The 22,299-nt window shown below is 46.0% G+C and carries 14 protein-coding genes and 1 pseudogene; 9 read left to right on the top strand and 6 right to left on the bottom strand.

The features are described 5' to 3' along the window. The first annotated feature begins 38 nt into the window (after positions 1–38). The 6 genes and pseudogenes from M5J74_RS00225 to M5J74_RS00190 all read left to right on the top strand — a co-directional run bounded on the left by M5J74_RS00225 (position 39) and on the right by M5J74_RS00190 (position 7,675). Positions 39–617 carry a Uma2 family endonuclease gene (locus M5J74_RS00225; protein WP_015152149.1) on the top strand — a complete coding sequence of 193 codons (579 nt, stop codon included), beginning with the start codon at positions 39–41 and terminating at the stop codon, positions 615–617. Positions 618–627: 10 nt separating this feature from the next. Further along, a complete protein-coding gene (locus M5J74_RS00220; RefSeq protein ID WP_015152148.1) occupies positions 628–1,155 on the top strand; it encodes a dual specificity protein phosphatase family protein in 528 nt (175 codons plus the stop codon). A gap of 358 nt (positions 1,156–1,513) precedes the next feature. After that, a pseudogene (gene cphA, locus M5J74_RS33185) lies at positions 1,514–4,149 on the top strand (cyanophycin synthetase). 291 nt (positions 4,150–4,440) lie between these two features. Beyond that, the gene (locus M5J74_RS33065; RefSeq protein WP_106170406.1) at positions 4,441–5,079 is read left to right on the top strand and encodes a FeoA family protein; all 639 of its coding nucleotides are present in this window, start codon (positions 4,441–4,443) and stop codon (positions 5,077–5,079) included. A gap of 2 nt (positions 5,080–5,081) precedes the next feature. After that, positions 5,082–7,445: a Fe(2+) transporter permease subunit FeoB gene (gene feoB / locus M5J74_RS00195; protein ID WP_250014859.1), complete on the top strand. Its 2,364-nt coding sequence runs from the start codon at positions 5,082–5,084 to the stop codon at positions 7,443–7,445. Positions 7,446–7,447: 2 nt separating this feature from the next. Next, on the top strand, positions 7,448–7,675 hold the full coding sequence (locus M5J74_RS00190) for a FeoC-like transcriptional regulator (RefSeq protein WP_015152144.1): 228 nt from the start codon (positions 7,448–7,450) through the stop codon (positions 7,673–7,675). A 77-nt stretch (positions 7,676–7,752) separates the two neighbouring features. Here the strand turns inward: M5J74_RS00190 and alaS are convergent, their stop codons facing one another. Beyond that, entirely contained in the window at positions 7,753–10,401 is a 2,649-nt protein-coding gene (alaS, locus tag M5J74_RS00185) for an alanine--tRNA ligase (RefSeq protein ID WP_250014851.1), read from the bottom strand. A gap of 319 nt (positions 10,402–10,720) precedes the next feature. Between alaS and M5J74_RS00180 the strand changes: the two genes are divergently transcribed. After that, on the top strand, positions 10,721–10,930 hold the full coding sequence (locus M5J74_RS00180) for a heavy-metal-associated domain-containing protein (protein WP_015152142.1): 210 nt from the start codon (positions 10,721–10,723) through the stop codon (positions 10,928–10,930). 167 nt (positions 10,931–11,097) lie between these two features. Beyond that, a complete protein-coding gene (locus M5J74_RS00175) occupies positions 11,098–11,883 on the top strand; it encodes an SDR family NAD(P)-dependent oxidoreductase (RefSeq protein WP_015152141.1) in 786 nt (261 codons plus the stop codon). A 468-nt stretch (positions 11,884–12,351) separates the two neighbouring features. Here M5J74_RS00175 and M5J74_RS00170 read toward each other — a convergent pair whose 3' ends face one another. Beyond that, the gene (locus M5J74_RS00170) at positions 12,352–12,885 is read right to left on the bottom strand and encodes a hypothetical protein (RefSeq protein WP_250014849.1); all 534 of its coding nucleotides are present in this window, start codon (positions 12,883–12,885) and stop codon (positions 12,352–12,354) included. A 105-nt stretch (positions 12,886–12,990) separates the two neighbouring features. Next, positions 12,991–14,103, bottom strand: coding sequence for a DNA-processing protein DprA (dprA, locus tag M5J74_RS00165; protein ID WP_250014847.1), 1,113 nt, complete (start codon positions 14,101–14,103; stop codon positions 12,991–12,993). 191 nt (positions 14,104–14,294) lie between these two features. Here dprA and M5J74_RS00160 point away from each other — a divergent pair, with 191 nt between their 5' ends. Next, complete coding sequence (locus M5J74_RS00160; protein WP_015152136.1) at positions 14,295–15,281, top strand: ATP-binding cassette domain-containing protein; 987 nt, start codon at positions 14,295–14,297, stop codon at positions 15,279–15,281. Here M5J74_RS00160 and M5J74_RS00155 read toward each other — a convergent pair. The 3 genes from M5J74_RS00155 to M5J74_RS00145 all read right to left on the bottom strand — a co-directional run bounded on the left by M5J74_RS00155 (position 15,278) and on the right by M5J74_RS00145 (position 21,846). Beyond that, entirely contained in the window at positions 15,278–17,716 is a 2,439-nt protein-coding gene (locus M5J74_RS00155; RefSeq protein ID WP_250014838.1) for a DUF3769 domain-containing protein, read from the bottom strand. The two genes, M5J74_RS00160 and M5J74_RS00155, sit on opposite strands and share 4 nt — an antisense overlap. 159 nt (positions 17,717–17,875) lie before the next feature. Next, a complete protein-coding gene (locus tag M5J74_RS00150) occupies positions 17,876–17,992 on the bottom strand; it encodes a photosystem II reaction center protein I (protein WP_015152134.1) in 117 nt (38 codons plus the stop codon). Positions 17,993–18,096: 104 nt separating this feature from the next. Beyond that, on the bottom strand, positions 18,097–21,846 hold the full coding sequence (locus tag M5J74_RS00145; RefSeq protein ID WP_250014836.1) for a hypothetical protein: 3,750 nt from the start codon (positions 21,844–21,846) through the stop codon (positions 18,097–18,099). Positions 21,847–22,299: the final 453 nt, after the last annotated feature.

Genomic DNA, 22,299 nt, shown 5'->3' with positions numbered 1-22,299 from the left:
CCTCTTGTGATTCATGCTCGATATTTGGAGGAAAAAAGATGTTTCAAACTCAACAGCTTCAAGACAATTGCGTGACGCTGTACGATATTTCCTGGGAGAAATTTGAGGCGATCGCAGCATTATTAGAAGAGACAAAAGTACGCTTGACTTACCTGGATGGAACTGTAGAAATAATGACACCTTCGCCGGAGCATGAAGAGTATAAATCAACAGTTGGACTTTTGCTGGAAGCTTACCTGAGATATATTGGCATTCGCTTTTACCGTTGCGGCAGCTATACTCTGGGAAGCCGCGAATTAGGTGTGAGGGGAGAACCTGATGAGTCGTATAATCTAGTTACTAAAAAAGAAATTCCAGATATTGCCATTGAGGTAGTTATTACTAGTGGTGGGATAGACAAATTAGAAAAATATCGTCGCTGGGGAGTGCCGGAAGTCTGGTTTTATCGCAGTAGACAATTATTTATTTACCGTCTACGCTCTGATGGATACGAGCAAATATTTAGCAGCGAGTTTTTACCTGACTTAAATTTAGATCTATTGGTGCGCTGTTTGAATATACCAGACCAGTACGATGCAACAGTAGTATTCACTCAAGCTTTGCAACAGCAAAATTAATCTAGTGGCTATGTACAAATTTGCCCCAGCTTCCAAGCAAGAAACAATTGTATTCGGCTCGGCTCGACCTGGCTATTCAGAAGCACAAGTACGAGGTTGGCTGGAATATATGCAAGGGCAAGATGTCAAACGAGTTTGCTGTCTGCTTCCCCAAAAGCAACTCGCTCCCTACTCAGATTTACTTGGCACTTATGCGCAAGAGTTTGGCACTCAACAAGTCTGTTGGACACCAATTGAAGATTTTACCCTGGCTGAGCCTGAAACACTGACAGGGAAGATTTTACCATTTTTACTGGAAGCCGACCGACAGGGCGAGAAAGTCGTCGTGCATTGCAGTGGGGGTATTGGGCGCACGGGTCATGTTTTAGCGGCTTGGTTGGTAGGTGGTCGCGGTTTTTCTAACCGAGAAGCAATTAAAGCAGTGAGGCAGATGGGTAGAAATCCATACGAAGTTGCGATCGCATCTGTTTTTCAAGCTAAGAATCCGTTTAGAATGGTTGCAGAGTTAGAATCACTTTTAGATTGTTGTCGTACTTAGTTGGATGGTTTGGCGATCGCAGTTTTTGTAGCTTTTTATAAAGGTAAGTTAGTATCAAGGGTTACTGATTTTTGTGGGAATTAGTACTTTAATTCTCAGGGAAATGATGAGGAATACATTTTGATAGCTGTACCAAGTTACAGCTATAGAGAAGATTTGTGTCGTGCAAAGACACGAAATGGCTTCTCGGAGAGTAGACGCAAAGACGCGAAGAAGAACGCTAAGTAGCTTTGATATTAACTGCAAATTGCTAGGAGTAATGATTGACAATTCTCTTGCAAGTCATGGGAAGATAAACGTGGAGTCAGAAATGATAGTGTAATGACCAGATCGCTAGTTGTCAATCGAAAAAACTGCGATGAAAATACTCAAGATTCAGACGTTACAAGGTCCTAACTATTGGAGTATCCAAGACCACAAGCTGATCGTCGTGCGTCTCGATTTGCAAGATTTGAGCGATCGCAAACCGAATAGAATTTCTGGCTTTGTAAAGGGGCTGACTGAGGCATTACCGAGTTTGGGCGATCGCGAGTGCGATTTGGGAGAAAAGTTTTTAGATCGGTTGCAGGACGGCTGTTTGTGGATGGAGGAAGTCGTCGAACATGTGGCGTTAGAATTGCAAACTTTAGCTGGGATGCCCGTGAGTTTCAGCCGTACTAGAAAGACTGCAACTCGTGGAGTTTATTACGTCATCTTTGAATATCAAGCGCCAGAAGCGGGGCGCTATGCGGCGAGGGCTGCCGTGCGATTGTGCGAAAGTATCGCAGATAAAGGACGCTATCATCCCGACGATTTACGGCAAGATTTGCAAGATTTGCAGAGACTTGGGGCAGAGGCGGCGCTGGGTCCAAGCACGGAAGCAATTGTCAAAGCTGCGGAGGCAAGAGGTATTCCTTGGCTGCGATTGGGGGCGAGGTTTTTAATTCAGTTAGGTTATGGAGCCTACCAGCATCGAATTCAGGCAACGCAAAGCGATCGCACTAGTATTTTAGGTATCGAGCTAGCGGGAGACAAGGAAGGAACGAAACGCATTCTTCAAGATGCAGGGGTTCCCGTTCCGCGTGGCATGACGATTAGCTATTTTGACGAGTTAGAAAATGCGATCGATGCTGTAGGCGGCTTTCCCGTGGCAATTAAGCCCCTCGATGGCAATCATGGCAGAGGTGTGGCGCTGGATATAAATACCTGGAGAGATGCAGAAGCAGCTTACGATGCGGCAAGCGTAGTCTCAAAATCTCGGGCTGTCATTGTCGAGCGTTACTACACGGGACGCGACCACCGCGTATTAGTTATAGATGGGAAAGTTGCTGCTGTTGCCGAACGAGTTCCCGCCCATGTACTGGGGGATGGACGTTCTACGATTAACGAACTAATTGAAATGGTAAATCGCAATCCGCGCCGAGGACAGGGACACGATAACGTGATGACGCGGATCGAATTAGACCGTAGCAGTTTTGAACTTCTGCGCCAGCAAAGGTATAGCCTGGATACGGTGCTGAGAGAAGGAGAAATCTGCTATTTACGGGCAACAGCTAATCTGAGTACGGGTGGAATTGCGATCGATCGCACCGATGAAATTCACTCTGATAACATCTATTTAGCGGTAAGAGTGGCTAAAATCATCGGACTCGATATTGCTGGCATCGATATTGTTACCCCCGATATTTCCCGTCCCTTAGCAGAAGTTGGCGGTGTAGTTGTTGAAGTGAATGCCGCGCCTGGTTTTCGGATGCACACTCACCCCAGCCAAGGTTTATCGCGTCCGGTGGGGAAGCAGTTTTAAATATGCTGTTTCCTCCTGGTACTCCCAGCCGCATTCCGATTGTGGCAATTACAGGAACTAATGGCAAAACGACGACCACCCGTTTAACTGCCCAGATGTTTCGCCAAACCAAACGCATTGTTGGCTACACGACTACCGATGGGACGTATATAGACGATCGCCTTGTGGAAGCAGGGGATAATACGGGTCCCCACAGTGCGAGGTTGATTCTGCAAGACCCGATGACAGAAGTTGCAATTTTGGAAGCGGCGCGGGGCGGAATTTTGCGTTCTGGTTTGGGCTTTCCGACTTGCGATGTGGGTGTTGTCTTGAATGTCGCCGCCGATCATTTAGGAATTGACGGGATCGATACAGTGGAAGACTTGGCATATGTCAAAAGCGTAGTTGCAGAAACAGTCATGCCTGAAGGTTATGCTGTCCTGAATGCTGACGATCCTTTAGTGGCGGCGATGGCAAAGCGGGTTAAGGCGCAGATCGCTTATTTCTCCATGCAGCCAGATCGCGAAATCGTCCAGTCGCATGTCCAACAAGGGGGACTTGCCGCAGTCTACGAAAACGGTTATTTAACATTTAGAAAACAAGATTGGTCGGAACAGATCGAACAAGCAGTAAACGTACCGCTGACATTAGGCGGAAAAGCTAACTTTGCGATCGCCAATGCTTTAGCTGCCAGTCTAGCCGCCTTCGTGCAAGGTGTAAAAATCGAGGATATTCGCGCTGCCTTGATTGCCTTTAAACCATCGACCAGTCAAACTCCAGGACGAATGAATTTATTCGACTTGGGCAAATATCAAGCTTTAATTGACTACGCTCATAATGGGGCGAGTTATCAAGCAATGGGTGATTTTGTCCGGCATCATACGGGAGAACGGATCGGTGTAGTGGGGGGTCCAGGCGATCGCCGCGATGAAGATTTACTTAACCTGGGTAGACTAGCAGCAGGAATCTTCGATCGCATTATTGTTAAAGAAGATGATGACACCCGCGATCGCCCCCGTGGTGAAGCTGCCGAACTCATTCGTCAAGGCATTGAAGAGGAAAAACCCGATTTTCACTACGAAACCATCCTCGACGAAACTACAGCAATTAACACTGCCTTGGATACTGCAACTGATGGTAGTTTAGTCGTGATTCTACCTGAAAGCGTCAGCCGTGCAATTAAGTTAGTAGAAACTCGCGATCGGCGAACAGTTGTCAATGAGGGGTGGTAATTGGTAATTGGTAAGTCGTAAGTCGGGTATTCGTAAGTCGTAAGTCGTTTTTCTCCCTCAGCAACCTTGCGCCTCCATTCTCCGAGAAGGGCTATTCTTCGAGAAGCCGCTTCGCGTCTACGCCCTACAGCTCAAGAGCAGCTCTCTTGCCTCCCTACTCCTTTTTTAAAGCTCATCTTTTAAGAACAAATAACAATAACTTAATTCTTAATTGTTGATAAAAACTCTCAAATATATCAGTTTTTTAATGATACTTTTCAATCAGAATAGTTTTCATCGGGAGATTGTCTGATGGATGGCGAAGACGATCGGATTAATCCTCGGCATCGAAATTGGCAGCGACCGAACTGGAAGAAGTTTATCTTCTTTTGCGAGTCTAGCGATCGCGGAAAAGCTGATGAGGTCGATTCCATGCCAGATCGGTTAACTCTTTCTCTGGCAATGACAAATATTGGCGATCGCGTCAGCATTGTTGGTTTGAATTGTGGTGAAGCAAACAGCCACCTGATCGGAATGGGATTGATGCCTGGTACTCAGTTAGAAGTTATCAGCCGCACTGGTAGCGGCTCGGCGATTGTGGCACTTCAAGAACAGCGGATCGGAGTGAATGCAGAGATGGCACGTCACATTCAGGTCGCGATCGCCCCTATAAGAGATGGAGATTTCCAGATGAGCCAATCTAGTACATCCTCGCTCAAGCTTCGAGATGCGATCGTTGGCTCGACGCTGCAAGTCGTTGGCTACGAACCCGCAGCCCGCGCTTACAAACGAAAATTATTAGCAATGGGACTCACTCCAGGAACTGAATTCGTCGTCACGCGCCACGCACCGTTGGGTGACCCGACTGAAATTGAAGTGCGAGGCTTTCACCTGAGTCTGCGCAAAGATGAAGCTGATGCCTTGCGAGTTGAGATTGCCGGGAGCATCTGACCATGAGCAAACCAACAATCGGCATAGTCGGCAACCCTAACTGCGGTAAGACAACTTTGTTCAATGCCTTGACTGGAGCCAATCAACGAGTGGGAAATTGGGCTGGGGTCACGGTGGAGCGCAAAGAAGGTAGTTATCGATATCAGCAATTAGAAGTTACTGTCGTAGACTTACCAGGAGTCTACTCGCTGGATGCAGAAGATGCAGCAACGGGACTCGACGAACTTGTAGCGCGAGACTATCTCCTCTGTAACGAGGCAGATTTATTCATAAACATTGTCGATGCCGCTAATTTAGAGCGCAACCTTTACCTGACAACACAAGTGCTTGAGATGGGAGTGCCGCTCGTCGTGGCGCTGAACATGATGGATTTAGCAGAGAAACGAGAAATTCGCATCAATCCTTCGCTGCTATCGGAACGCTTGGGTTGTCCAGTTATTCCTATCTGTGCCAATACTGGTAGGGGAGTGCCACAACTGCGTGACAGTATCAATAATGCCTTGGTGCAGCGATCGCTTCCCAAAACTTATGTCGCTTATCCGGCAGTCATTGAAGCGGCGTTAACTGAATTGATTCCACTGATAGAAGATAATATTCGCGATCGCCAGGTGAAACCGCGTTGGGTAGCTTTAAATTTACTGCAATATGAAGACCGAGTAGCACCAGAGGTCAGCAGTGAAGCATTGCTGCAAGCGATCGTCGAACATCGTCGGCGGATTCACCAAACGCTGGGCGATGACATCGATTTATTAATTGCTGACAGTCGCTATAACTGGATTCATCAACTGATCGGAGGAGTGACACAGCGCACGCGCCAGGTACAGCAAACGCAGTCTGACAAGATCGATCGCGTGGTGCTGAATCGCTGGTTGGGTATCCCGATTTTTCTGGTGGTAATGTACGCGATGTTCCTAATATCTATCAACGTCGGCGGTGCGTTCGTTGACTTTTTCGATCTGGCATTTGGTACTGTATTTGTCGATGGAGTCGCCCATTTCCTAGAGCAAATTCACGCACCTGGCTGGTCGATTGGGCTGCTAGCAGATGGGGTGGGTGGTGGCATCCAAACCACGGCGACGTTCATTCCTCAGATTGGGTTATTGTTTATTTGCCTGTCCTTGTTGGAAGACTCTGGCTATATGGCACGAGCAGCTTTTGTCATGGATCGACTGATGCGATTTGTAGGACTGCCTGGTAAATCGTTTGTGCCGATGATGGTGGGGTTTGGCTGCAATATTCCAGGGATTATGGCAACTCGGACGCTGGAGAATCGGCGCGATCGCCTGATGACGGTTATGATGAACCCCTTTATGTCCTGCGGGGCTAGGCTACCTGTATATGCGCTGTTTACCGCTGCCTTTTTCCCTACCAACGGGCAAAACATCGTGTTTTTACTCTACATTCTGGGAATTTTGGCAGCTGTATTTACCGGAATAGTTTTGAAAAATACGATACTCAAGGGGCAAGCGGCTCCCTTTGTGATGGAACTGCCACCATATCACGTCCCAACTCTACGCGGAGTACTGTTGCGGGCATGGGATCGGCTCAAGGCTTTTATTAAACGTGCAGGGAAAGCGATCGTGGCGATGGTGGTGATTCTGGGTTTGCTCAACTCTGTTGGCGTAGACGGTTCTTTCGGCAAGCAAGATAGCCAGGACTCGATTCTCAGTGCCTTCAGCCGCACGGTTACGCCTGTATTTACCCCAATGGGGTTGCAACAAGAAAACTGGGTTGCTACAGTGGGTATTTTTACAGGTGTATTTGCTAAAGAGGTAATGGTGGGGACGCTGGACGCTCTTTATACTGACTTAGCACAGCAAGAAACAGGTCAGGAGGAGCCAGAGGCAGAATATAGTTTTTGGGGTGGGATTGGTGAAGCGTTTGCCAGCATTCCCAAAAACCTAGCAGACCTCTCGAATCAATTACTCGATCCCGTGGGTATAAGCGTTATCGATACCAGTGGCGATCGCAAAGCAGCAGCAGCAGCGCAAGAAGTACACTACAGCACTTACGGACAAATGGCACAGCGATTCGGTAGCACCACAGCGGCGATCGCCTTTCTCCTGTTCGTTCTACTTTACTTCCCTTGTGTGTCCGCTACAGCTGCGGTATATCGCGAAACTAACTTAGGATGGACGATTTTCTCTAGCTGTTGGACGACAGGAATAGCGTATTGGGTTGCCGTGTTCTACTACCAGTTGATGACTCTGCAACAACATCCGATGACAGCGATCGCTTGGCTAATCGGACTACTAGTGTTTATGGTTGCTACGTTAGTCGTGCTGAAACGCTTTAGTTCTCGTCGCCAGCAACTACGAACCGTCACTGTCGCCCAACGCGCAGCGGAACCAGCCATGAGGAGATAATAATGGTCTTACAAGAATTACAGAGCTATTTGCGCCAGCATCATCATGCATCTTTGTCTCAACTAGAACAAGATCTCCACATTGATGTCGATGTATTGCGGGGGATGCTCGATCGCCTCGTTCGCAAGGAAAGGATACGCAAAACGGTAGGCAAAAAATGCGGTAGTTGCCACAGTTGCGCTCCAGAAACAATTGAGTTTTACGAGTGGACTGGCTCCAAGGAGAATTGATCTCAGATTGCGGCTGTATACTTTTCGGTTAAGGTAAGATCCCCCACAGAAGGATGAGCAAAAGCTCACCCTCTAACCTAGCTTAAAGCCGATCGCAGCTCTTTTTGAGCAGTTTCTAAGGCTTCTGGTAGCTTACTTGCATCTCGTCCGCCAGCTTGGGCTAAATTCGGTCTACCACCGCCGCCACCGCCGCAAATTTTAGCGATCGTACCGATAAATTTGCCAGCTTGCAAGCCTTTTTTATTCACTTCTGAACTAAAAGCTGCAACCAAACTTACCTTTCCCTCTTCAGGAACGGAACCTAAAACAACAGCACCATTGCCTAATTTTTGCAACAATCTTTCAGCAGCTGTTTTTAAAGATTCAGGATCGACAGCTTCCATTTGGGCAACGACATATTTGTATTCTCCCACTATTTCAGCTTGGGCTAATAGCGATTCAGATTTGGCTAAAGCAAGTTGTGCTTTGAGGGTGTCGAGTTGCTTTTGAGTGGTTTTCAATTCGGTTTGTAAAGTTGTAATTCGATCCGGTAATTCTTCCGGTTTGACCTTAAAGCGATCGCTTAAATCTTTAACAACTTTATCCCTTACATTCAGATAATCTAACACGGCAGCACCAGCCACCGCTTCAATTCTTCTTACCCCCGAAGCTACACCAGCTTCAGAAATAATCTTAAATACGCCAATCTCGGCTGTATTGCTGACGTGAGTTCCACCACATAATTCCATCGATACGCCAGGGAAATCTAATACGCGCACTTCCTCGCCGTATTTTTCGCCAAACATCGCAACTGCGCCTCTAGCTTTAGCTTCTGCTAGTGGCAAAATGGAAATTTCGGCTGTATGTGCTTCCGCAATCCAAGTATTAATTGTCTCCTCAATTTGTTGTAACTCTTCTGGTGTCACCGGACGCGGACAGTTAAAATCAAATCGCAATTTTGTGAAGTCTACCAAAGAACCTGCTTGCGAAATTGAATCATCAACAATCTTTTTCAAAGCAGCCTGTAGTAAATGCGTGGCGCTATGATTAGCTTGGGCGCGACGACGACAAGCACGATCGATTTGGGCTGTTACCTTATCTCCTACACGTAAAGTCCCGCGTTCAATTCTGCCGAAATGTACGAAGAAATCGGATTCTTTCTTCACGTCTTCAATGCGTACCAAAATTGCATCGCCAGAAAGATAACCGCGATCGCCTATTTGCCCGCCCGATTCAGCATAAAATGGTGTTTTGTCAAGGACAATTTGTACGTCTTGTCCTGCTTCGGCTTCCTCAACGCATTGTCCAGCCATCAGCAGCACTTTAATTTCAGCCGTAGCCACTGGTTGAGTGTATCCCACAAATTCTGTAGCGTGGATATGCTCGGCAAGTTTATCTAACGAACCTTGTACTGTTAAATCGATGGTTTCGTGTGCTTCTTTTGCCCGTTCGCGCTGTTTTTCCATTTCCACCTCAAAGCTATCTACATCAACAGTGAGGTTATATTCTTCAGCAACTTCTTGGGTTAATTCCAAAGGAAAACCGTAGGTATCGTAGAGAGTAAAAGCACTCTCGCCACTAATTTGAGTTTGCTTCTGCTGTTTCGCTGTTTGGATAATCTCATCCAGCAGTTTCTCGCCGCGTTCTAAAGTCTTGAGAAATTGAGATTCTTCCCGTTGCAACTCAGCTTTGATTTGTGCTTCTCGCACGCGCACGTTAGGATAAGCAGATTCAGATAAGGCGATCGCGGTTTCTACTACTTCAGGTGTAAAGACGTTACATGTAACGTCTCTACGATAAACCCCGATTAATCTTCCATGTCGGACGACACGCCGAATTAACCGCCGTAAAACGTAACCCCGTCCTGTATTTGAAGCGCGAATTTCATCCGCAATCATGTGCATCACAGCACGGATATGATCGCCAATCACTTTCAAAGAAACTTTGGTTTTCTCGTCACTTTGGCTATAATCAATTCCTGCAATTTCTGCTGCTGTTTTGATAATTGGGAAGATGAGATCGGTTTCATAGTTATTCGGAACTTGCTGGAGGATCTGCGCCATCCGTTCCAAACCCATTCCCGTATCGATATTTTTCTTAGCCAGGGGTGTGAGATTACCTTCTGCATCGCGGTTGTATTGCATGAATACCAAGTTGTAAAACTCGATAAACCGCGTGTCATCTTCTAAATCGATATTTGCGTCACCGCGTTCTGGGTGAAAATCGTAGTATATTTCCGAGCAAGGACCGCATGGACCTGTAGGACCAGAATACCAGAAGTTATCATCTTCTCCCATGCGCTTGATTCGAGCTTCAGGAACGCCAATTTTATCCCGCCAGATAGCATAAGCTTCGTCATCTGACTCAAAGACGCTAGCAACTAAGCGTTCTGGAGGTAAGCCAAAAACTGTTGTCGATATTTCCCATCCCCAAGCGATCGCTTGTTCTTTAAAATAGTCACCAAAGCTGAAATTTCCTAGCATCTCAAAAAAAGTGTGATGCCTTGCCGTGCGTCCGACATTTTCAATATCATTGGTGCGGATACACTTTTGAGATGACGTAGCGCGTTTAAATTGGGGCGATCGCTGTCCCAGAAAAATTGGTTTAAATGGTAACATCCCCGCGATCGTCAGTAACACGGTAGGATCTTCTGGCACGAGGGATGCACTAGCGAGGATCTGATGTCCTCGCTGGGAATAGAATTCTAAAAACTTTTGCCGAATTTCGTTACCACTAAGATACTGCATGGCGCTGGGGGTGATTGGGAACGCGGTAGTTGGTAGTTGGTAGTTGGTAGTTGGTAGTTGACTTTTCTCAACTCACGACTCCCGACTCCCGACTTACGACTCCCGCTCAATATATTTTTGCATTTCAGCTCTAGTTACAGCTACCTGTCATCAGTTGTCAGTTATCAGTTATCAGTGAGGTGTAGAGACGTTACATGTAACGTCTCTACACCTCACTCCCGACAATTCACAAATCTAGCTGAAGAGTCATGAGCGATCGCGCCTTGAGTCGATAAGATTGAAGCCTGAAGACAAAAAATGACGAATTTTCACTTTTGCTATGGCACTCAAACTAAAAGTACCCGATATTAAGTGTGATGATTGTGCACAAACAATTACCGAAACTATCCATACGATGGAACCCGATGCTAAAGTCGATGTTGATGTCGATGCTAAGACGGTAACGGTAGAATCTGCGGCATCAGAAGAGACAATTAAGCAGTCAATCGTAGCTGCGGGTTTTACAGTTGAAGGATATCAAGCTGGGTAATTGGTAGTTGGTAGTTGGTAGTTGGTGAGTTAGATAAGAGAGAAGTTTTGAATTTTAACTTTCGATTTTTGACTTTGCCATTGCCAACTACCTATTACCACCTCAGCAGTATGATCGATCTCTCGACCGCGTGATAAACAGCTGTCAGAGCATAGGGAGATATATTTATGCAATTGGCAGGAAAAGTCGCATTAGTGACGGGCGCGGGTTCTGGAATTGGCAAAGCAGCCGCTAAGTTGATGGCAAAGGAAGGGGCAAAAGTTGCACTGTTGGGACGTTCTGAAGATGAATTACAGAAAACTCTAGCTGAAATTGAATCGAGTGGGGGTACGGCAATATCTGTAATTGGTGATATTTCCAAACCCGAACAGATGCAACAAGCGAATCAAAAAGCTGCTGATGAGTGGGGACGGTTAGATATTGTTTTTGCAAATGCGGGAATTAATGGTGTTTGGGCATCTTTGGAGGAATTAACGCCCGAAGAGTGGAATAAGACAATAAACATCAATCTGACAGGGACTTTTTTAACAGTTAAGTACGCCGTACCTTATTTGAAAAAACAACCAGGATCGTCCATCATTATTACTTCCTCAATTAATGGGACACGGGTGTTTAGTAATACAGGTGCAACCGCATATTCTTGTACGAAAGCGGCTCAAGTTGCTTTTACTAAAATGGTTGCTTTAGAGTTGGCAGAACACAGAGTTCGGGTAAATGTGATTTGTCCTGGGGCGATCGAGACTAGTATTGATGAGAATACCGAACGACGCAATTTAGAAGAAATTAAGGAACCTGTAGAGTTTCCCGAAGGCAAAGTTCCTTTAACAGATGGTAAGCCAGGAACATCGGAACAAGTTGCTCAATTAGTTTTATTCTTAGCTTCCGATGCTTCTAGTCACATTACAGGTACGGAAATGTGGATTGATGGCGGGGAATCGTTGCTGAAGGGATAATTGATAGCTAGAGCTTAAAATAAGTAGGGTGAGCATTGCCCACCCTACAACTCAAGCCAAATATTAGGGAAACGAGTAGAGAACGATCGCTCTTATTTAAAACAATATCGTTTGATCGTCACGCTCAATTGCCTTTTACTAAGTTTTTGTTAAGATATGCAAAACTTGTGATCTCGGCAAAATAAGTCTGACGCTCTACCCTAGAAGTATTTGGTTGTAAGCGGATTCCCCAAAATAAATAGAGGGATAAAGTGATCGATAAAGCTAATAATATTCTTTGAAACATAACTCTTTCCTCATCACCACACACGTAATTGCCATCTCGTCTGGGCAGCACAGAAAGCAATTTTCACTCTTGCCTTAGTGTGCCTAATATTTTCTACAAAACGATCGGACTCGATTCCGGTCTTTTAACTGGCACAATCAAAAGTGGTGAGTGATGAGTGATGCGTGGTGCGTGAAGAAAAATTAATTTATTTGCTCTAAAGCTTGACAAATCGCTTGTTTTTGCTCGATATCATAATTCCAGCGTTCTAAAAAGCCTTTGTAGTTGCCTTCTCCAGTTTTGGCTGACTGCATGAGCTGTTGGGCGCGATCGCGCACGCTAGGCAGATCGACAAGCTGTATGAGCTTTTTTGTGCGGCGACTGACTTGTTCCGAGCCTTTTGCCATGTCTTCTTTTTGCTGGCGACGGTGAAAAATTGCTTGTGCCGTTGACATAGCCAAATTTTTCACTAACAGCTCTGATACAATTTCTGGACTCGATCGCAGTGCCTCGACAACGGCGGCGGAAGGAGAATCTGCTGCGGATGATGCTGAGGTGAGGTAAGTTACAAAAAACCCCCTCGCACCGTTTTCTGTCTTGACTAATGCCGATATAGCAGTAGCTATGTCTGCTTCAGAGAGCGATCCTGCTTCTATTTGCGATAGCAAAGATTCAGTTAAGGCGATCGCTTGCTCAAAGGAGACTGCTGCGGGTACTTCTAGAGAAGATTGTGACATGAGGGGTAAGTTGATGGTTGATGGTTGATGGTTGATTGATGGTTGTTGTTGCTCTGCTCTCTTCCCCTTGCTCCCTGCTCCCTGCTGTCTGACAACTGATTCAGCCTAACAACGTTGATACCGCATTCCTGGTAACTGAGATACTAACCCTAGCAATTCCAACTGTAACAAAGCACTAGCAACTATGCCCGTGGCATAGCCCGTTTGCTGGACGATCGCATCAAAGGACATTAACTCAGAAGCAATTGTCGTCAGCACTTGCTGAAGTTCTGGTTCTAAATTAGGTAAACTTAATTGCTCGAAAGCAGCAGGCGCTGGATCGATTTGGGGCATACTTCCCAGCAATTCCAGCAAATGACCTTCACTTAAAATTACCGTAGCACCCTTATTGAGCAAGCCCAAACAACCATGCGATCGCGGATTATCTAAACTACCTGGTAAGACGTAAACATCCCGCCCGAAATCATTCGTAAACCGTGCCGTAATCAATGCACCCGATCGAGTAGGAGCTTCCATCACCAACACTGCACGGCACAAACCTGCAATAATCCGGTTACGACGGGGAAAATGGGCGCGATCTGGAGGAGTTTTACTCGGAAATTCGCTGACTACTAAACCTTGCTCGACAATTTGCTCGTAAAGCTTTCGATTTCGAGGTGGATAGACGATATCAACTCCCGTTCCCAAAACCGCGATCGTTCTTCCGCCTGCATCCAGACAACCTTGATGTGCTTCCGTATCAATGCCTTCTGCCAACCCAGACACGACGGTGAACCCATTACGAGCAAGTGCCATACTAATTTTTCGCGTCCAACGCTTGCCATATTCAGAAGGACTGCGCGTGCCAACAATTCCAATTAGCGCTTTACTACCTTGATTTTCTCCCTCATCCACGATACCGCGATAGTACAGCACGGGTGGCGGACTAGCAATTTCTAACAGCAGGCGGGGATACTCATGGCTGTCTGCGGGTGTCCAGAAGTGGGGGTTTTGTGCTGCGTGCGCCAAGCAAAATTCTGCTGGATGCAGTTGCGATCGCGCAGCATTAACTTGTTCGAGTGTCTGCGTTCCCATCCCCTCCACCGCTTGTAAAGCCGCCGAACTCGCTTGCCAAGCTGCTGTCAGCGTCCCAAAATGCTGCTGTAAGCGCTGTAACAACACTGGACCAACGCCAGAAACCTGCGCCCATGCCAACCAAAAAGCCCTTTCTTCTGTCAATGATTTATCCTTAACGTATGCGCGCCTGTTAGATTACTCGGTTATAGCCTCTCTTTAATGAAAGTTGTTAGTTGTTGGTAGTTGGTGGTTGGTCATTCGTCATGCGTCATTTGCGATCGGTAATTTTTGACTTTTGACTTTTAACTTTCCCATTACCAATTACCCATTACCTATTACCAGTTCCCCTGATTATGTCTATTGTCCTAGTAGAAAATTTAAGTAAAGTCTATCCCGTAGCAGTAAAAGAGCCTGGACTAAAAGGAACTGTCAGTCATTTTTTTCGCCGTACGTACAGACAAATTGAAGCAGTTAAGCAAGTTTCGTTTCAAATTGAACCTGGAGAAGTCGTTGGCTTTTTAGGGGCAAATGGAGCAGGCAAAACGACGACGCTCAAAATGCTCACGGGTTTGATCCATCCTTCTAACGGACGAGTCAGGGTAGCCGGACACGTTCCTTTTCAACGCCAACCGGAATTTTTGCGGCAAATAACCTTAGTTATGGGGCAGAAGCAACAATTGATCTGGGATTTGCCAGCTTTAGACTCGCTAAAAATCAATGCTGCAATTTACGGACTTTCGACTCAAGAGTATCGCCGCCGTGTCGGGGAATTAACAGAAATGCTCTCCCTGCAAGGTAAGCTGAATCAACCCGTGCGCAAACTATCCTTGGGGGAACGCATGAAAGCGGAACTTCTAGCCGCCTTGCTGCATCAACCTAAAGTCTTATTTTTAGACGAACCGACTTTAGGATTGGACGTAAACGCGCAAGTTGGAGTGAGAGAATTTCTGCGGGAATACAATCAAAGGTATGGGGCAACAATTCTGTTAACCAGCCACTATATGGCAGATATTACTGCCCTTTGTCAGCGAGTTTTGGTGATTCATAAAGGACAATTAGTTTACGATGGTAGTTTAGACCAACTTGTAGATAATTTTTCTCCCTATCGCGAAGTGCAGGTAGAACTTGCCCATCCTGTATCTAAAGAGGAGTTGCTACCCTATGGTGAAATTAAAGCCGTTACGGGTCTATCGGTACGTTTTTGCATCAAACGCGAAGAAATGACACGAGCAGTCGCAAAAATGTTAGCAGAATTAGAAGTCGTCGATTTAACCGTTACCGATCCGCCAGTCGAAGAAGCGATCGGGCGAGTATTTACCGCAGGAAACGTGGTGTCTTAATCGCCTCTCTCCACTCCACCAACCACGGGACGAACTCCAGTGGTCGAGAAAGGATCGCCGCCACCCGTCCAGTTGAAATCGCTAATTCGCAAGCTGATAGAACCGATTTCTAGTTCGGGATTGTAGCGCAAGACAACGCCGTAGGTACGCCGACTGTATTCTAAAACGTAGTCGGTACTGAGCGTGTCGTTGTTATCTAGGTTGAATGATGTTTGAAAACCGATGCGAAAAGGACCGTAAAGTTGCTGGGTAAACCCAAAGCCTAAAACCCGAGTATCGGCAGCACGGTCAAACAAAAATGGCGAGATGCCACTGCGAAGCCCTTCGGAATAACTGACGTTAACGCGAGTGTAGTCCAAAAATGGGCGAGAGAAATGACCGATTTGCCCTTCTAGTCCCACCGTACCGATTAAGGTTGATTGGTTGTCGCCGTTACTATAGAAACTGCTAGTTCCAGTGACACCAGCAAAAGCTGCTAAGTAGGGAACGACTGGAACTGGGGTGTATTTCAGTCCTTGCTCGGCTGTTGCCGGTAAACCTTTTCCCTCCCAAAGTAAAAAACCGCGATTTAGAGCTACACTACCTTGAAAGCGACCGAGAGAAACGCGATCGTTTTCCCGCACGGTGTCTAACAATTCCAAGCGGTCTGTATTGGCGTTGATATATTGATAACCTAGTTGATAGCTTAAATTAATACCTGTATTCCCCAACGGCACGATGGGAGAATTCACAATTCCACCAATGCTACTTTGGACATCTTGATATCCTAAAGTACCGTTGTACAAGCGATCGCGGTAGCTAGCTTCCAATGAGACGGTATGGGCTAAACGTCCGCCAACTAACTGTTGAAAGCGCAAACTGCCACGCAAGTTGTCTTCTAAGTCACCAAAATCTAGACTGGTTAGGATTGCCGAACCAGTTATTGCATTTCTCAATCCCGTACTCGCCCTCAGATTTGCCCTCAAGCCAAAATACTCTGAGTCAAAGAAATTACCATTCCCCTCATCTATAGCTTTTTGCACGAAAAACTGAGGCGTAACGCTGAACTGGACTGCATCGGCATTGAAAATAGGGAAATTGCGTTCGATAAAAATTCCGCCACGGTCGTCACCATCAAAACCAATTTGAGCTAAGGCGGGGTTGGTTTCGCGCTGGTTGCGATCGATCACTGCTTGGTCGCGGGGAATTGGTAATGAAAATCTTTGGTCGAATACCAAGCGTTGCTTTTGGGTGCGAATGCGATCGCGTTGAGGTGTTTCTCGCACTAACGTTACCCGATCTGCCCTCAGCTCTAACTCCGGTGGTGAAAACGGGTCGTTTGTGATTCTGACATTTTGTGCTTGCCAGCCTTCGCGGTAGAAATTTATTGTCTCGGCTTCAAATCGCAGCCGCTTTACCGTCCCACCTTTTTGATTGAGTGGAGGAACGCCAGCTATGCCCCTTTTACTGCCGTAGTTGATATTCAATCCTCCGGCATTGGTGACTTGCTGTAATGGCTGGTTGGGAGTAAAGCGATCGCCACCTGGCAAAACGCTACTCGTAGTCACGTCAGATTCAAGCGGAGCGGCAAAATCTTGACTCGCTGAGGGAATAAAAATTTCTCCTCTACCCCCTTGGAGCGTCCCGCTATCTTGGACGATGTTGAATGTGAACCGTTCTCCCCTTAAAACTTGTTTACCTGTGGTGTAGACGACATTACCTTCACCGACAGCAATTAGATTCGGGATACTAACTTGCAAGCGATCGGCATTGAGGACTCCATCTTGCAATCTCACCTCAACCCTACCTTCTGCCGTCACGATGCGGCGATTGGCATCGTATTCTTGACGATCTGAATTGACTTCTATCACCCTGCGTTTCGTCGCTGGGACATTGGTAGGGGTTGGTTGTGGTGCTTGTTGCGGCGGCTGCGTTTGCCCAGAAGGGCTAGAAGGTGTAGGGGCGCGAAAATCTAATTCTTGAGGACGAGTTTGGTTAAGTTCTGAAGGGTTTGTTGGTGTCGTGACTTGTGCCAACAGCTTGTTAAATTTGACGATCGCTCCAGACGGGCGAAAAGCCGGAATCGGTTGCGCGGGTCTTTTAACGGCAGAAGTACGATGGCAGATAGCGGCAGCGGAGCAGATAAAATTTTCTTCTACCTTCTGTCTTTTCCTCTCTGTCTTACCAATTGGTTCTATACCTATATCTGTCTGAGCAATATCAAACTGCTCCGCACCATAACTAACGGTTACTTCAGAACCTAACATCACAGCCTTTTTTATGGCGATCGCGGCTGCGGTTCTGGTTGTCGCTGCTGGGGAGGCAGGAGATCTAGCTGTCAACAATTCAGCAACAGCAAAAGGTCGCTCTTCTCGACTGCGGGGCGGGGAAATTTGCTTTGGTGTTAGATGTTGAACGAGAGCGGGTGGTTTGGGCGGTGGCACAGATTGAGTCATATTTCAGCTAAAGATGCAAACAACCAGCCCAGAGTATAACCAACCAACGCACAGCTTTACCGCTTGTTGCTAGAAATTTAGCGCGTTGGCAAATCCAAACGCGCTGTCACATCACTTGCTAGTAAAGGTTTCTTTTTATCGTTACCTAGTTATCATTACCTAGTCGAGATCTCTCCGACCGGGGTTACGAGCTGGGTCATTAGACAAAAAGCCAAAGACGAACAGCGTCAAGAAAAAACCAACAACGATATATACGACAATCTTAAGCGTCAGCATAGGTGTATCTCCAAGCTGTATGAGAAGCTGATATTTGTGTCTGATTCAACTCAGACAGCTCTACTAATAATACCTTAATAAGCGGCTAGGGACTCATGACGTTACTAGTCACTGATAACTGCTTCTGGCTTGTCGTCTCTGCCTGGTTGGTAGAGTTGTTTTGGTGTTTCTACGCTCATTCCTGCTACTGGTGCGGCAGTCGTCATAATCTTGGTGCGGCTTTGAGACTTCCAGTGCTGGTATCGCAAGAAAGGAAATGAAGCGACTTTTTTCGCTAAAGCCCAGAAAAATACGTAACTGGCTAGCAATCGCTCAAAAGCCCCAAATCGAGATTCTCTCAAATCCTCAATCAGCTCTTTTTGATCTTCGGCATTTTGGTCTTTAAAGTAAAAAGCGGCATTTCTGAAATAAAAATACTCATCGTTACCTTCTAAAACGATCGCGCTACTGAAGCCTTTGCGGGCAATTTCAGGGTTAGTACCCATGACAACAACTTCCGGTCCCACGTCAATATTTCTCACGCCGTCTGCTTGTTTACCAGTCATAATGGCGGCGTTTTCTTGGTGTTTTTGCTTTTGTCCCCGCCTACCATCGGGTACGCCCAAAAATAACAGAGTCCCTCTCACGACTCGGTGTCCAAAATCGTGCAATAAATCGTCCTCTGGATTTGCTCCGTGAACTTCTAAAGAAGCAATTCCGTAGCTGAGAGAAAACAATTTACTGACATAGGATTTTAATAATTTGCTCACCCAAGGTACGTCACCAATGACCAAGGTTCTTTTGCCAATTCGAGCGAGGAGTTGTCTGCCTTGAAAATACCTCAGTCCCAACGTCCAGAGCCACGAACCGAAAATGTATATGGCAATGTCAATTAAACTAACAACAGGATTGACTATTCCCAAAAAAAGTGCATCTTGAGGTATGTGAGCTGCCCAAACAATCAGAGCCAAAATTGTCTTAGCTAAGGGAATTGTGTGACCGAAAGGAATTGCCCATCCGACTGTAATCGCGACATATAAAGCATGAATTCCCCACGCTAGCGGCGTTTCTAAGATATGGAGCGCCCACGTGCGACCACCTGCGATCAGAGTTCTTCGGATCGCAGTTTCAATTGTGTTTCCAGTGGGAGTTGTCCCCATAATTTGCACGACATTGATATCGAGAAAGTCATCCTTCATCTTGTCTAAGGCGGCGAGACTTTCTTGAGTCAAGGTCATTCCAAAGGGGCTGGAGTCAGGAAAATGATGTTTGACCTGCTTCGCTAGATAAAGTAACAATTCCGTTAAAGTATGTTGAGCTGCGGCAACTGCGATCGTGGCAGGTTCAGAAGTTCTGCGTCCGCTCCCATTGACGAAGATATTGTGACGCACAGTATTTGAGTGCTTCGGTTGGATCGCCCGAGAGCCTAAAAAGCTGCTTAACTCTCCAGTCAAGATAAACAGCTCGCCGATGATGTCTTGCCGATACAACTGGTCGAAGGTATTAATCGCCTGTACCGTAGGAAACGTTTGACCCGATTGAGTAATCGCTAGGACGATTGAATCTTTACCGAGCTGCAAGCTGCTAAAGTCGTGCTGAAGTTGCTGCAAAACTTCATTGGAAGAGATGACCCGCACGTTGAGCCACGGAAAGACAATCTTTAAATCCTGGGCAAATCTTTCTCCCAGCCACAAACTATTTTCTACACCTGTCACGAGCAGATCGACAGACGGTAATTGCTGCATGTGTCCGGTCAACCCAGCACGCACCATTTTTTGCCGCTTTTGCTCGAATTTATGCGCCTTTTCACAAAAGAGTTGAACTAGATAATCTGCACTTTGGCGATCGAGCGAGGCTGAATTCTGCCACGATAGTCTAATTTCTGCCAGAATTGGCGGAATTTCTCGGCAGTCAGCCGCAATTGGGTCTATGGTGTCGTTTTCAGGATATTTAACCTGCGGCAGATAGGGGTGGTCTGCCATCGAGATCCATCTATCCTTGAGGTCTGATTCGGGTACTTCGCATTTTTGACTCATCGAGTAAATTGCAATGTCTTTGGCTGTAACCATTGCAATTTCTCCCATTTTCTGGTCTAAGTCCAAACGGTAAGACTCTGGTAAATTCAGTAACACAGCATCAACTGCGGCTGGTTCGGAGGCATAAACCATGTATCCGTCTTGCCAATTGAAGCCAACGGACATTGGTTGTCCTTGAGCGCTCAGTACCAGTCGTCCTTCGTCTAGGGTAGAAACCGTAACTAAACCAAAACTCCCTTCGGCTCTCGACATGAACGTTTTGGTAGCAAAATACAAGTCGTTGTGAAAGAAAGCATGAATTGCCGTTCTGACAAAGGTGACTCTTCTTTGCCAAGACCATTGGCTCATCGAGCTATCGTTAGTCGTTGCTTGTAAAATATCGTGTTCCAGACGACAAAAGTATTGGCTACAGGCAGGAGAATCTGGAGCTGCTAAAAGCTTGCGATACAGCACAAAGATATTTTCAAACGTGGCAGCCCAATTACCGATCGCTTGCGGGGAAGGGGCTGTATTCGGAGCATCAACGGCGGGTTTTTGTCCGCCAAAGGCTGATTCGATTGAAGGAGCGATCGCCAGTTGATAGGCTAATCTTACCGAAGCATCCCACATACCTTGAGTCACGAGTAAATCCATCATGCCCGCAATTTTGGGCGAATCTCCCCGTGCGTGGTTGGGGGTATGCAAAACTCTTTCTAACCACCAGCCTAACTCAGTATTTCCAATCGAGCGATCGAACAGCGTCCAAGCATCAAAATCGCCATTGTGGGTAATCCGATAATTGACGTTTTTATACTGGTGAACCCACTCTCCGTCAAGAAATTGCCATATAGATGCTTGTCTGGCACTCATCCATTCATGCCAATGAGTTTCCAATACAGCAGGGGGTCCACTCGTTCCAAAGCGATAGTGCCACACTCCCATCACTGTCGATTCTAGGGGTTTAATGCCTGCGAGTGCTGCTCTGCGTCTTTCTGCTGCAAAAGCTGTTTCTAAGGATTTAGTCAAATTGTCCCTTTTTTTGTTGACAACTTTTTTCCCAACAAATACAGTTTGATTATCTCGGTTTGTCGCTACAACCAGTCCACCACCAGCTTGTTCGCCTCGAATTTCTGTTTCTCGCCCCATTTCGTGAAAGACATTTACTACTCTCTCTGGCAAAAGCTGGCGCGGATCGTCGTCCGTATTGCGCTGACCTAAAAAGCCAAAGTTACCGCAACAAAAAATCTCTGCAACTCCAGTCACAAACGCTGCCAGATCGGACCTGGAGCTAAGAATGATTAGCAAATTAGCACCCAGAAAAGTTTGACTAAAAAATGTGCTAATAAAAGCGATCGCCTGACGCTCGCTCGTCCCAGTATTGCCGAAACTATCAGAAGAAAGTTGCCATAATATGGCAATAGCAAGAAGATTAAAACAAACCCCGCCAAGAGCTTTAATTCTGATCCGCCAAGGAGTGAGATCGCCTGCTGCCACCCATAAATCGGCTCGATCGCATCCAGGAATAAATATTGGCTGAAAAGGTAGTAGCGATCGCAGAGTTACAGCAATACTTCTATGTTCGAGAATATTGGCGATATTGAGGGCAATTATTTGTCGGTCGAGAGTGGCGATCGCGATTGCGTGTCCCAAGCCATGAATGAAAATTGCACTATTCCAAACCAATCTGAGTAAGGTTGCACTTGATAGAAATAGGAAAAAACCTAGAGAAGAATTAAAATTAGCTGAACTAATGAGCGGAACGAGTGCAGCTGCTGCAACTTCAGGAAGAACGGTTTTGGAAGAAGAAAAAAAATTCTGCCGCTGCAACAACCGAATCAAATGCAACCAGATAACTTTCATAAAAATAACTATTGACTCCGAGCGTAAAAATGCACCCTTGATGACTCAAATTGAAATATAAAAGAGAAATCAAATTACATATTGTATTTTTCGATACTAAAATTTAGTATTTGTTAATACTTAGATTGTAAAGTCTTTATAACACAAGGAAAAAAGCATCTATCGCTAGATAGAAAAATTACAAAAATTTGGCGATTTGTCTGGATGGGTTTAATGAAAGCTGAGCCTCATAGTGAATGTATGTGGAGCAGTTTTTGGATCGCGTTTTCCATTTCCAGAGCGATGAACTCTTATCAATGATTGGTTGTATTAATTCATACTCGCAGATTAAATAAGTGCAAAAAAAATAGGAGTTATTCTCAATATCAGAGGGCTTAAGTATAATCATTTTTAATGTTAAACAGTTTACTAAATAGCGTTATTAAGAGTAAGATAAAAACTGCCCTAGATGTT

The sequence above is a fragment of the Chroococcidiopsis sp. CCNUC1 genome (assembly GCF_023546805.1).
Lineage (GTDB): Bacteria > Cyanobacteriota > Cyanobacteriia > Cyanobacteriales > Chroococcidiopsidaceae > Chroococcidiopsis > Chroococcidiopsis thermalis.
This window is presented reverse-complemented; position numbering and strand designations above follow the sequence as displayed.